The 12962-nt window shown below is 38.8% G+C and carries 13 protein-coding genes and 1 tRNA gene; 11 read left to right on the top strand and 3 right to left on the bottom strand.

Annotation, left to right across the window (positions count from 1 at the left end; all coding sequences use genetic code 11):
- From ABJE44_RS11865 to rimI, 7 genes are all read left to right on the top strand, one after another.
- The coding region (locus ABJE44_RS11865) for an outer membrane beta-barrel protein (RefSeq protein WP_348120775.1) at positions 1 to 708 on the top strand (708 nt) is incomplete at its 5' end.
- Positions 709 to 763: 55 nt separating this feature from the next.
- Positions 764 to 1021: a hypothetical protein gene (locus ABJE44_RS11860; RefSeq protein ID WP_348111543.1), complete on the top strand. Its 258-nt coding sequence runs from the start codon at positions 764 to 766 to the stop codon at positions 1019 to 1021.
- Positions 1021 to 1626, top strand: coding sequence for a nicotinamide riboside transporter PnuC (pnuC, locus tag ABJE44_RS11855; protein WP_348111957.1), 606 nt, complete (start codon positions 1021 to 1023; stop codon positions 1624 to 1626). Before ABJE44_RS11860 ends, pnuC begins: the two co-directional genes overlap by 1 nt.
- The gene (locus tag ABJE44_RS11850; RefSeq protein ID WP_348111542.1) at positions 1623 to 2414 is read left to right on the top strand and encodes a phosphotransferase; all 792 of its coding nucleotides are present in this window, start codon (positions 1623 to 1625) and stop codon (positions 2412 to 2414) included. Before pnuC ends, ABJE44_RS11850 begins: the two co-directional genes overlap by 4 nt.
- A 103-nt stretch (positions 2415 to 2517) precedes the next feature.
- Positions 2518 to 2594: transfer RNA gene (locus ABJE44_RS11845), tRNA-Trp, on the top strand.
- 113 nt (positions 2595 to 2707) lie between these two features.
- The gene (locus ABJE44_RS11840) at positions 2708 to 3154 is read left to right on the top strand and encodes a DNA polymerase III subunit psi (RefSeq protein ID WP_348111541.1); all 447 of its coding nucleotides are present in this window, start codon (positions 2708 to 2710) and stop codon (positions 3152 to 3154) included.
- Between the two features lie 17 nt (positions 3155 to 3171).
- Positions 3172 to 3618, top strand: coding sequence for a ribosomal protein S18-alanine N-acetyltransferase (gene rimI, locus ABJE44_RS11835; protein WP_348111540.1), 447 nt, complete (start codon positions 3172 to 3174; stop codon positions 3616 to 3618).
- A gap of 28 nt (positions 3619 to 3646) precedes the next feature.
- Here the strand turns inward: rimI and ABJE44_RS11830 are convergent, their stop codons facing one another.
- From ABJE44_RS11830 to ABJE44_RS11820, 3 genes are all read right to left on the bottom strand, one after another.
- A complete protein-coding gene (locus ABJE44_RS11830; protein WP_348111539.1) occupies positions 3647 to 3901 on the bottom strand; it encodes a helix-turn-helix transcriptional regulator in 255 nt (84 codons plus the stop codon).
- A 268-nt stretch (positions 3902 to 4169) separates the two neighbouring features.
- Positions 4170 to 4730, bottom strand: coding sequence for a hypothetical protein (locus ABJE44_RS11825; RefSeq protein WP_348111538.1), 561 nt, complete (start codon positions 4728 to 4730; stop codon positions 4170 to 4172).
- 820 nt (positions 4731 to 5550) lie between these two features.
- On the bottom strand, positions 5551 to 5817 hold the full coding sequence (locus tag ABJE44_RS11820) for a helix-turn-helix transcriptional regulator (protein ID WP_133469311.1): 267 nt from the start codon (positions 5815 to 5817) through the stop codon (positions 5551 to 5553).
- A 235-nt stretch (positions 5818 to 6052) separates the two neighbouring features.
- On the opposite strand from ABJE44_RS11820, the gene prfC reads away from it, so the two are divergent.
- The 4 genes from prfC to lysS all read left to right on the top strand — a co-directional run bounded on the left by prfC (position 6053) and on the right by lysS (position 12565).
- Positions 6053 to 7630 carry a peptide chain release factor 3 gene (gene prfC / locus ABJE44_RS11815; protein ID WP_348111536.1) on the top strand — a complete coding sequence of 526 codons (1578 nt, stop codon included), beginning with the start codon at positions 6053 to 6055 and terminating at the stop codon, positions 7628 to 7630.
- Positions 7631 to 7658: 28 nt separating this feature from the next.
- Positions 7659 to 9395, top strand: a complete 1737-nt coding sequence (gene argS / locus ABJE44_RS11810) for an arginine--tRNA ligase (protein WP_348111535.1) — start codon at positions 7659 to 7661, stop codon at positions 9393 to 9395.
- A gap of 492 nt (positions 9396 to 9887) precedes the next feature.
- Positions 9888 to 10986 (top strand): peptide chain release factor 2 gene (gene prfB, locus ABJE44_RS11805; protein WP_348111534.1). Its coding sequence is split into 2 segments (ribosomal slippage): positions 9888 to 9962 and positions 9964 to 10986, totalling 1098 coding nucleotides; the frame shifts between segments, so codons are not numbered across the junction.
- A 34-nt stretch (positions 10987 to 11020) separates the two neighbouring features.
- Positions 11021 to 12565, top strand: coding sequence for a lysine--tRNA ligase (lysS, locus tag ABJE44_RS11800; protein WP_348111533.1), 1545 nt, complete (start codon positions 11021 to 11023; stop codon positions 12563 to 12565).
- Positions 12566 to 12962: the final 397 nt, after the last annotated feature.

The raw sequence follows: 12962 nt of genomic DNA, 5'->3' as shown, positions 1-12962 counted from the left end.
CTTAGTAAAGTAGATGATGAAGATGTTGCTGAATTTAGACAAACGATTCTTGATAATGCCATTTTTGATGCTGAATCTCTTATTGGAATTGAATTCGGAATAAAAGGTGCTAACCAAGATGGCACTTTGACGTTAGATTTCAGCACCTTTTATCAAAAACGTGATGATGTGCAATATAAAAACTCTATAGTTAACGGCCAGTCCTTTGTTGATTTTTATGAGAATTCTACCGATGGTAAAAACTATGGTATTGAAGCAAGCCTTCACTATATGTTGTCTGAGAGTCTAAATACCTTTGCGAATATTGGTTACTTAAAAACTGAAATCAGTAATATTACTCGTCAAGATGGGTCTAATATTGATGGACGTGATCAAGCTCATGCCCCTACTTATCACATTAATGCCGGTGTAAATTGGCAGCTTTCAGATAGTGTAAATTGGTTGATTGAATTTGATGCCAAAGACGATTTTTATTACTCGTTTAGCCATGATAATAAATCAGACAGTATATTCCTTGTACATACCAGCTTGGATTATCAGGCGGCTAAATGGCAGGTAAGTTTATATGCCCGCAATTTGTTTGACGTAGAGTACGCTAATCGCGGGTTTTATTTTCCTAACGATCCCCGTGACGAATACTTGCCCCATGTTTGGGAGCAGTTTGGTGAGCCACGTCGTGTAGGCGTAAACTTTAAGTATCAATATTAAATAGTCTTTAATAGCCGAGCTCAATGTTAGCTCGGCTTTTCTATCTGGAGTTAAGATGAAATTAGTCGCTGAGTTATCTATGTACCCTTTAAACGAACAGTATATCGCACCCATTCAAGAGTTTATTGATCGTTTAAATCGTTATGAAGACTTAAAAGTGAGTACCAGTGCAACTAGTACAATAGTCAGTGGTGAGTATTTGCCTACAATGCAATTGTTAGCTGAAGAAATGCAACGAAGTCACAAAGAGGTCGGGCAAGCTATCTTCGTTTGTAAGTTTCTAAACGGTGATAAAATGAGCGCAGAGGTGTGATTGAAAGTTTTTTAGTTCAGTTTCAGAGTACCTCTTGGCTGGAATGGATTGCAGTCATACTTGCGCTGGCCTATGTGTACTTTGCTGCTAAACAAAATATTTGGTGTTGGCCCAGTGCCTTAATAAGTACGGCTATTTATACTTGGCTTTTCTGGAGTGTATCTTTACCGTTTCATACAGTTTTGAATGCCTACTATTTGATAATGGCGGTGTATGGTTGGCGTAAATGGAATAGTAGTTATAGTGAAGCGCTTGCTGTTAAAGTTTGGCCATGGCCCTATCACCTTAGTAGTATTGTTTTACTATCCTTTACTGCATGGGCTTTAAGTTATTTTGCTAGCTCTGTATTAGATGCAGACTATTTATATTTGGACGCTTTTGTTACTGTTTTTAGTGTATTTACTACTTTTCTAGTCACCCATAAAGTCAGAGAAAACTGGTTATATTGGATCGTCATTAACGTGTTTGGTGCTTATCTGTATTTTGCCAAAGGCTTGTCTTTGACAGGGGTTTTATACCTGTTTTATGCTGGGTTTGCTATTTATGGATTCATTCAATGGCGTATTCAGCCTTCAGTAGTTGAAGATAACAAAGTCGCCACATGAAAGATTTACGAGGCAGGATGGAGCAAGAGTTGAGGGGGATATCTTTTATTCATCCTGACTTTAACCTCACTCCTTTAAATGCAGGTGCATTGAACAACAGTTATAGACTAGAAACTGCAGGCCAATGTTATTTTATTAAAACCTTTGAGTCCGATGAGGTCGCTGTTCTAGATAGGCGAGTCTTGTTTGATATTCAGAAGCAGCTTTACGGTCGTAATTTATCGGTAAGGCCAATTTACATATCGAAATGTAATTACTTTCAAATTGATAGCTGGTCAAGAAACCAAACACTAGAGGACTCAAAGTTACCACTGAATGTGATTATTTCACAGCTTGCTTCTGCTTTAGTCAGAATACACAAAACCACGATCGAAGCTCCAACCTTAGATTTGCCAAAGCAGTGGCAGCATTACATTGATTTTTTGGGCTCTAATATCTCTGAAAATGATTTATACCCATTAGATACTTATACAAAAACCTGGTATCAGGAATGTGCTAAAGGGCTAGTGTTTTGTCACAATGATTTGGCTTTGTCTCACGTTACCTGCCATGAACCGATAACAATTTTTGATTGGGAGTATTGCGCAAATTCATCTCCTTATTTTGATTTAGCATCATGTATAGCTATCAATAATCTAAATCATAACGCTGAGGAAGCTCTGTGTGTGTGTTATGCCAAACTTATGGAGCAACCAGTATCTGATGTTGTATCGCGGGTACAAGTAATGAAACCTCTAGTAGAGTTTACCAATCGGCTATGGTACTTGGCTGCAAAATTAACCGTTTAGTTTAAAATAGTGCATTAATTGTGCGGTTGATTACCAGATCATAAAGCTTGGGGTAAAATCACTTTACCTTTTACTTTGGGTCAGTATAATTCAGCCCGTCAGCAGGAGTGTAGTTCCAATTGGTAGAACAGCGGTCTCCAAAACCGATGGTTGGGGGTTCGAATCCCTCCACTCCTGCCAACTTAAACTTGTCAATATAGTGACAATCAAACCTCTATTCATGATATTGTTTTACGATGACAAGCTCTAGCCAACCATCCATAAGCCCATACCAAAATGCGATTTTAACAGAAATGGAAATCTCAAATTGGGCACTGTCTGTTTCTAATAAAACTGAAGCTCCGACTTCGAATGAACCCAAAGAGCTAGAGCCATTAACCTCTGAGCATAAGTCATCGATTTCAAAAGTAGATGCATTAGCAAAGTTAAAGCAGTTAAAAAGTAGTTCATCTCAATTAAAAGAAACAACTGCAGTTTTAACTACTTTTAGCCAAGATGAAACTTCTAGTCCTTTATTTATCGATATATTGCATGCGCTAGAAATAACAATTGATAAAGTTCAGCATATTGAATCGGGGCAACAAAGTGAATTTAGAGGTTATCCTATTGCTTTGCTTAAAGGTGAAGAGGTAAGTTTCAAAAACAAGCAATTATTAATGCCAAGTTTAAATTTATTATATAATGCAAACTTGAAGAAACACCTTTGGAATATACTCCAAGTTACTAAAGACAACTCTTAATCACTTATCACAATTCTATGGATCTAACTTTTAACTCTGTCACTCCTCATTTTAATCAAGAGTGTTTTGACTTACACCAGCAAGGTCAGTTTAGCCCTTGGTCTAAACGAATATTTGATGACTGTTTAACCCCTCCTTATTTTGCTAATTGCTTACTTATTAATGAACAATTGATTGGATATTATATTGGGATGTCTGTTTTAGATGAAGTTACCTTAATGGATATCGTTATTGACAAAGGCTTCCAGGGAAAGGGGTATGGAAAAAAGCTATTAGAGCATTTCATACATACATGTGAAGGTAAAAACGCTGTTCAATTATGGTTAGAAGTCAGAGAGTCTAATGAAGTTGCCAAACACCTTTATGAACAAAAAGGTTTTGTTCTTATAGAGCAAAGGAATAACTATTATCCAACGGCTAATGGTAAAGAGGATGCTCTTATTCTGGGGTTATATGTAGGTTAAAAAGGGGAGAGCCTCCCCCTTTTTTGTATTACTTACGAGCCGCTGTTACATTTAAGCTTTCTGCTTGCCCTTCACCTTCAATTGCCATTTTTACAAATTTTGAAGAGTTATAATTACAACCTACACACATAGCAATAAACTGATTCATGCTAGGTGCTCCAATATTTTTTTCCCAATTTTCGTACGTTTTACGAGTTTTAACTTTTGCAAGCTCTGCCATCTTTACTGTTGTAAGGCCAGCGTCTTGACGCATTGCTCTTAAATCTGCACCATTTATATACATAACTTATTTCTCCAATTTTTATGAAACTACAACAGAGTTATTTTTGAAGTCACTATCCTCTGCTTTCTTTGTCGCTTAGAAGTTTATAAAAAGAAATGTGGATTTGGTTCCACAAGGTGAAATAATTGCACTTTTTGGGGTAAGTAAATGATTCGTATAAAGAAATAGTTTTCTTGGAGTTAAAGAGTAGAAATCTCGCCTCGTTTTAAGAGGCGAAATAGAGCTTAATACAATATATATGCTTTATGCCATTAGTGGTGATGTTCTTTTAGCTGTAAGTAATTAAAGAATCAACAATTGGAGGAGTACGTTTAGAGCTTGTCATAGCTAACACTTCAACTGGTGGGGTACGCTTAGAGCTTGTCATAGCTAATATTTCAACAGGAGGAGTACGTTTAGAACTTGTCATAACTAACATTTGAGCAGGAGGAGTACGCTTAGAGCTTGTCATGGCTAACACTTCAGCAGGAGGAGTACGCTTAGAGCTTGTCATAGCTAGCATTTGAGCTGGGGGAGTACGTTTAGAACTTGTCATAGCTAACATTTGAGCGGGAGGAGTACGTTTAGAGCTTGTCATCGCCAGCATTTGAGCTGGGGGAGTACGTTTAGAGCTTGTCATAGCTAGCATTTGAGCTGGGGGAGTACGTTTAGAGCTTGTCATAGCTAGCATTTGAGCTGGGGGAGTGCGCTTAGAGCTTGTCATAGCTAACTTTTGTAATTCTTGCTCGGTACTATTTTTACTTTTTGTAGAGTACTTGTCGATAATATGAGCTTGAGTAGTAAATGTTAATCCAGTTAAAAGCAAAAATAGTAATTTGAAATTTTTCATAGTTAATCCTTGATCATCAGTATTTGAAGGGTGGGCTATTTCCCACTCAAGGATTATGTCTATTTTTTACATAGATGTAGAGAGGTAAACTATATCTTCATAATTTTCGGGAGTAAAAGTTTGTAACTCTCATTAAAAACAACCCAAATAATCAAAGTAGCGATGGTTTGCGTGAAATAAGGGTAGACTGTATATACGATTATCACCTCTGAATAATTAAAAACATGTCTAACCCAGTATTCCAATAACATGGCAACCTGAGTGAAAATGAATAAGGCACTTAACTTATAGATTGCCCAGTCTAAGTTAATTGATTCACCCCGCTGGGGGAAGTATTGCTCTACAAAGCTAACTCTAGAAAATATTAAGTAGCGAACGCCTAAACTGGATATCATTAACAAGACATACCAAGTGGTATTTGGTGATTCATAAGATGTAAGAAACCAAAAAATATTTGTGACTATCATCAGTGTGATAACTGCTAAGATTAGCCGTGCAATCTTGTCGTGGCGGCAGAAATATAAGACGGTTAGGGAGAGTATATAGACCATAACTTTAAAAGTTAAAGTGTCTTTTAAAACAAACCATAGGGTTTCATCAATGATTGCCTGAATAAATAAAATAAGTACCACTGAAACTACGTTGATATTATCTCTACATGATATTGCGGTAAATACTAATACTGCTAAAAACACTCGATCAAAAATATAGGCATTGCCAAAGGATAATATTCCAAGCGCGGCAAAAAGCCCTCCGAAGAGTGCTGTGATTATTTGGGGGAGGTAGGCGCGTATTAACATTGGCCTAGAGTAAGGGAAGTTTAGCTTAAGTTAAAGCCGAAATAATCCATAACGGTAGAGAAAAAAGATTCACGAGTTTGTTCTGAAGCTGTTTGACGACAAGTAGACCACCATTTACTGATAACACTTACGCCAATACTTTCCATAGTCTCAGGCTTTTCGTTCTCAATTGCAGACACTGTTTCTCGGCTAATGCCAATGCGACTTGCTAATTCCTCTTGAGTGAACCCTGCTTCTTTTCGCAAAGATTTAAGTTGAGCGCCGCTAAACATTTTTCTACGGGACATGTCGTTAAATTTCCTAAAAAGTGGCTTGGCAAAAAACTTACCAATGCGACTATAAAGTAAACTTTAGTATGAGTAAATTAAAAAGTTATAACAAATTAGCCACTTTATTTCGAAAGTTGGCTGAAATTATTTTTAGAAGTTATGAAAGTTACCCTTGAATCAGGACTTTTTACCTTAAGTCATATACAATGCGCGGCCAAAATCATTAGTCATTCGTTTAGCAAAGAGTATTTTCATGTCCTTTCAACAAGAAGTTGATAAACGCCGCACATTCGCGATTATCTCTCACCCAGATGCTGGTAAAACCACTATTACAGAAAAAGTTCTTTTGTTCGGTAATGCGTTACAAAAAGCAGGAACCGTAAAAGGTAAAAAATCAGGCCAGCATGCCAAGTCTGACTGGATGGAAATGGAAAAAGAGCGTGGAATTTCTGTTACCACCTCGGTAATGCAGTTTCCATATCAAGACCATCTCGTTAATTTACTTGATACACCTGGCCATGAGGATTTCTCAGAAGATACTTACCGTACCTTAACGGCAGTTGATTCATGCTTGATGGTAATTGATGCAGCGAAAGGGGTTGAAGCTCGTACTATAAAATTAATGGACGTGACTCGTTTGCGAGATACGCCAATCATTACGTTTATGAACAAACTTGATAGGGATACTCGCGACCCTATTGATTTATTAGACGAAGTAGAAAATGTACTTAATATCAAATGTTCACCTATTACTTGGCCTATCGGAATGGGGAAAGAGTTTAAAGGTGTTTATCATTTATTAAGAGATGAAACTATTCTGTATCAAACCGGAATGGGCCATACTATTCAAGATGTGCGTATTGTCAAAGGGTTAGACAACCCTGAGCTAGATGAAGCCATTGGCAGTTATGCCGAAGAACTGCGAGAAATGTTAGAGCTTGTTCAAGGTGCTTCACATGAATTTAATCATGAAGAGTTTTTAGCGGGAGAGTTAACACCTGTATTTTTTGGAACCGCAATGGGGAACTTCGGTGTAGATCACATGTTAGATGGCTTGATTGAATGGGCGCCTTTGCCACAAGGTCGCGAAACTAACGAACGTAAAGTCGAATCTAACGAAAAGAAATTTAGCGGTTTTGTATTTAAAATACAAGCCAACATGGATCCTAAGCATAGAGATAGAATAGCATTTTGTCGTATTGTGTCAGGCAAATATGAGAAAGGCATGAAAATGCACCATAGCCGCATTGGTAAAGATGTACGTATCTCAGATGCTTTGACATTTTTAGCCGGTGATAGGGAGTTACTCGAAGAAGCCTATGCGGGTGATATCATTGGTTTACATAACCATGGCTCTATTCAAATTGGTGACACCTTTACTGCGGGTGAAAAATTCCGTTTTGCAGGTATACCTAATTTCGCGCCAGAACTATTTAAACGAATCAGATTAAGAGATCCTCTTAAACAAAAGCAACTGCAAAAAGGGCTTATTCAGTTATCTGAAGAAGGTGCCGTACAAGTATTTAGGCCTCTACAAAACAATGATCTTATTGTTGGTGCAGTTGGGGTGTTGCAGTTTGATGTGGTAGTGGCACGTTTAAAAGGTGAATATAACGTTGATGCCATGTATGAACATGTAAATGTATATACCGCGCAATGGGTTACCGCACCAGATGCCAGAACTTTAGATGAGTTTAGACGTAAAGCTGAAGCTAATTTAGCCTTAGATGGTGGTGATAACTTGACTTATATCGCCCCCACCAGAGTCAACTTATCATTGGCCCAAGAAAGGTACCCCGACATTAAATTCCACACGACTAGAGAGCACTAGGCTTCAAATTTTTGAGACAAAGCGAAATATGAATTTACATACTTTTTTATTAGAAAAATTTAAAACTGCACTCAGCGTTATTGGTGCTCCAGAAGGTACAGCTGCACCATTGAGCAGAAGTACCCGTGTGGGTTTTGGTCATTATCAGTTCAATGGTGCAATGGGTCTTTCTAAGGTTTTAAAACAAAACCCAAGAGATATTGCTCAAAAAATTGTAGATGCCGTTGATTTAGAAGCAGAAGTTGAAAAACTGGAGATTGCAGGACCTGGCTTTATTAATATTCATCTAAAGCCACAGTGGTTAGCTAAGCAGTTACAAGCAGCAAATGCAGATTTGCGCTTGGGTATTGAAACAGAGCAACCTCAAAGTATCGTAGTAGATTATTCTGCCCCCAACCTTGCCAAAGAAATGCATGTTGGCCATTTACGCAGCACTATTATTGGTGATGCCGTCGCTAAAACGTTAGAGTTTTTAGGTCACAAGGTGATTCGCCAAAACCATATGGGAGATTGGGGAACGCAATTCGGCATGTTATTGGCCCACCTAAATGACAAGCTTGCTGCCAACGAAGTAGCAGAAACCGCGTTATCCGATTTAGAAGATTTTTATCGTGCGGCTAAGGTACGCTTTGATAATGAAGATGACTTCGCTGATCGAGCAAGAGACTATGTTGTTAAGCTACAAGGTGGCGATGAGCAATGTATGCAGCTGTGGCAAAACTTTATTGATGTATCTATTGCTCACAGTGAAGAAGTGTACGACAAGCTTAATGTCTCTTTGACCCGCGGTGATGTTATGGGTGAAAGTGCTTACAACGATGATCTTGCTGCAACGGTAGCAGAATTAAAGTCCACAGGTATCGTCGTTGAAGATCAAGGTGCACAAGTGGCATTTTTAGAAGAAATGGCAGACAAAGAAGGCAATCCTGCTGTTTATATTGTACAAAAATCTGGTGGGGGCTACTTGTATGCTACGACCGATTTAGCTGCTATTCGCTACCGTAATGGCAAACTAAATGCTGACCGCACACTCATATTTACCGACGCACGTCAGGCACTACATTTTAAGCAAACAGAGATAGTAGCTCGTAAAGCTGGGTTTATTAAACCCGAACAAAGTTACGAGCATTGCCCTTTCGGTATGATGTTAGGTAATGATGGTAAACCCTTCAAAACCCGCACAGGCGGCACTGTAAAGTTAGCTGAGTTATTAACCGAAGCCATTGAGCGTGCAGAAGTATTGATCAACAAGCGCGAGTCAGACTTATCTACTGATGAACGTATAATCATTGCAGATAAAGTCGGTATTGGCGCGGTTAAGTATGCAGATTTAAGTAAAAACCGTACGACTGATTATATTTTTAACTGGGATTCCATGCTTAGTTTTGAAGGCAATACGGCCCCTTACTTACAATATGCCTATACACGTGTTCAAAGTATCTTTAGAAAAGCCCATGCTGATGATATTAATCTACAAGCTGATATTGTTTTAAGTGAAAGTCAGGAACAGTTACTAGCTGTAAAATTAATGCAATACGTCGAAGCTATTAAACAGGTTTCAGTCGAAGCAACCCCGCATGTGCTATGCACTTATATTTATGAATTAGCTAGTTTGTTTATGAGTTTTTATGAGGCTTGTCCCATCCTTAAAGATGGAATAGACGAGACCACTAAAAATAGTCGTTTAATGTTAGCACAGTTAACGGCTAAAACGTTGCAGTCAGGGTTGGACCTACTAGGTATAGAAACCATGGAAAAAATGTAACCTTATTCTTTAGGTTGTTGACATAGACACTAAAAAAGCCGCTTTATGAAGCGGCTTTTTTTGTACATGTTATCAAATCACTAGCATTGAAATACTGCTACCTTAGAAGTGACACACCGTATTATTCATACTCTATTTTAACTTTGGCACATGACAAAGCTTGTGATGGAGCAAGTTTATATCTTTATTCGTAGCCAGTTTATTCTTACCTTTTCGCATTGGTGATTGGATAGAAAGCTCGTTATCAGGTGTACCTACTGTTGGCCAAGATACACAGTTAGAGATATCGAGCATTGAACTGTGTTGTAAGGAAATTAAACAAGTAATTTGTTGAGACTTTATGTGCCACTGGTACGCTCAAAAAGACAAAGTTAAAGCATTATCTGATGAACATTGATGTTGTTGTACTAATTCTAGTTTTGAACTCTGTTATTAGTGGCTAAAATCCGTTAAAATCGCGGCCCTTTTATACTGAGACTATCTCGATAATTTATGTTTGAAATAAACCCAGTTAACAACGCTATCGCCGATATTAGAGAACGCGCTTTGTCGCTTCGGGGGTACCTTTGACTATGATCAAAAGAAAGAACGCCTCGAAGAAGTTAACCGCGAATTAGAAAGCCCTGATGTTTGGAATGAGCCCGAACGCGCTCAGGCGTTAGGAAAAGAAAAAGTTACATTAGAGCTAGTCGTCGAAACCATTGATGTACTAGACCAAGGAACCGAAGATGTAGAAGGTTTAGTTGAGCTAGCTGTAGAAGCTGAAGATCAAGACACCTTTGATGAAGCAGAGTCTGAATTAGCAGAGTTAATCAAAAAGCTAGAAGTACTAGAATTCAGACGTATGTTCTCTGGTCCTAATGATGCAAACGACGGGTATATTGACATTCAATCTGGCTCAGGTGGTACCGAAGCCCAAGATTGGGCCAACATGCTACTACGTATGTATCTGCGTTGGGGTGAAGCTCATGGCTTTAAAACTGAATTAATTGAAGTGTCAGATGGGGATGTAGCGGGTATTAAAAGTGCCACAATACGCTTTAGTGGTGATTATGCCTTTGGCTGGTTACGCACAGAAACTGGCGTACATCGACTTGTTAGAAAGTCTCCCTTTGATTCAGGCAGCAGGCGTCATACTTCTTTTGCCTCTGTGTTTTCATATCCAGAAGTAGATGACGATATTGAAATTGAAATTGATCCATCTGATTTACGCATTGATACTTACCGAGCATCAGGTGCTGGTGGGCAACACGTAAACAGAACTGACTCTGCGGTACGTATCACTCACGAACCCACCAATATAGTGGTGCAGTGTCAAAACGATCGTTCTCAACACAAAAATAAAGCCCAAGCAATGAAACAGCTTAAGGCTAAGCTTTATGAGCATGAGATGCTGAAACAGAATGAAGAAAAACAAACTATGGAAGATGGCAAGTCTGACATAGGGTGGGGCAGTCAAATTCGCTCTTATGTATTAGATGACTCACGAATTAAAGATTTACGTACTGGGGTAGAAACCCGTAACACACAAGCCGTACTAGACGGTGATTTAGATAAATTTATACAAGCCAGTTTAAAATCTGGATTGTAAGACATTAGAAATTACAGAGATATCAGGAAAGTCGATGACCGAACAAACCCAAGATGAAAACAAATTGATTGCAGAGCGCCGTGCAAAACTTTCTCAAATACGAGAAAACTGCAAATCTAATGGTTTCCCTAACGACTTTCGTCGTGAATTTTACAGCGATGAACTACAAAAAGAGTTCGGCGAACACGAAAAAGCAGCCTTAGAAGAGCTAGGAAAAGTAGTCAGTATTGCAGGGCGTATTTTAGCTAAGCGCGGTCCTTTCTTGTTGTTGCAAGACATGACTGGTCGTATTCAATCTTACGCTTCTAAAGATACTCAAAAAGATATTAAAGCCCGTTTTGGTAGTTTGGACATTGGCGACATTATTGGTGTTAAAGGTGAATTACATAAATCGGGTAAAGGTGACTTATACGTCAACATGACTGATTACCAGTTATTAACTAAATCTTTACGCCCACTGCCAGAAAAGTTTCACGGCTTGGCAGATCAAGAAACCAAGTACCGTCAACGTTATGTGGATTTAATCACCAACGAACAAACTCGCGAAACCTTTATGATCCGCAGTAAAGTGGTAAGCGGTATTCGTAACTTTTTAACTGAGCGTAACTTCATGGAAGTTGAAACGCCTATGTTGCAAGTTATACCAGGTGGCGCAACAGCTAAACCTTTCACCACACATCACAACGCGTTAGACATAGATATGTACTTACGTATTGCACCAGAGCTATACCTAAAACGTTTAGTGGTTGGTGGTTTTGAGCGCGTGTTCGAAATAAACCGTAACTTCAGAAACGAAGGTTTGTCGACTCGCCATAACCCTGAGTTCACCATGTTAGAGTTTTATCAGTCTTATGCCGATTACCATGACTTGATGAACCTTACCGAAGAAATGCTACGTAAAGTGGCACAAGATGTATTAGGCACAACCATAATCAAAAACACCACTAAAGATGCCGAAGGCAATATAGTGAGTGAAGTTGACTATGACTTTGGTCAGCCGTTCACACGTTTAACGATGAACGAAGCGGTACTTAAGTATTGGCCAGAAGCAAACGCAGAAGCCATAAACGACCCTGAAAATCATTTACCTGAGCTAAAAGCAATGGCGAAGCAGTTGCACATTAAAGAGCCTGAAGTAGACGGAATTTGGGGAGCAGGTAAATATTTGTGCGAGATTTTCGAAGCTACAGCTGAAGAAAAACTCGACCAACCTACCTTTATTACTGCGTATCCATGGGAAGTCTCCCCATTAGCTCGTCGTAACGATGACAATGCGTTTATCACTGACCGCTTTGAGTTCTTTGTTGGTGGCCGTGAATTAGCCAATGGTTTCTCAGAGCTTAATGATGCAGAAGACCAAGCTGCGCGCTTCCGTAAACAAGTTGAAGAAAAAGATGCAGGTGACGATGAAGCCATGCACTTCGATGAAGATTACATACGTGCTCTAGAGTATGGTTTACCGCCTACAGCAGGTGAAGGGATTGGTATAGACCGTTTAGTAATGTTGTTTACCGACAGCCCAACCATTAAAGATGTGATTTTGTTCCCGCACATGAAGCCTGAAGTTCCAGCTGAGTAGCTGTTTATATGGTTTCGTATTAACGAGATGAGGACGCTTAGGCGTCCTTTTTTTATGCTGACCGCACGGAAAGAATATTCGCTGGGTATGCGCTTCGCCTACAGGGCAAGTTTCGCGTTAGGGTATTCCGATATATACATTCAGAGATTAAGGTTTCACTAGACTCTAAATTGTGAGGATATGTTGAATTAATTGACTTTAAATATAGAGATTATATTGAAGATGTCATGATTGAATTATTTGATATCTAGTACCTATTTACAGTTCATGAAGAATTACTTTGGCAACTATTATCTATCACAATACAAAGTGTGTTTTTGCCAGGTAGCGTATAAAAAATTCATAAGGCTAGGCTTGTTACACGATGTTGAGCCGCTTTAAAAATCGTATACTCAGG

Origin of the sequence: Paraglaciecola sp. (genome assembly GCF_039942875.1) — a bacterium.
Taxonomy (GTDB): domain Bacteria; phylum Pseudomonadota; class Gammaproteobacteria; order Enterobacterales; family Alteromonadaceae; genus Paraglaciecola.
Note: the sequence above shows the minus strand (reverse complement) of the source record. Positions and strands in the feature narration are given on the sequence as shown.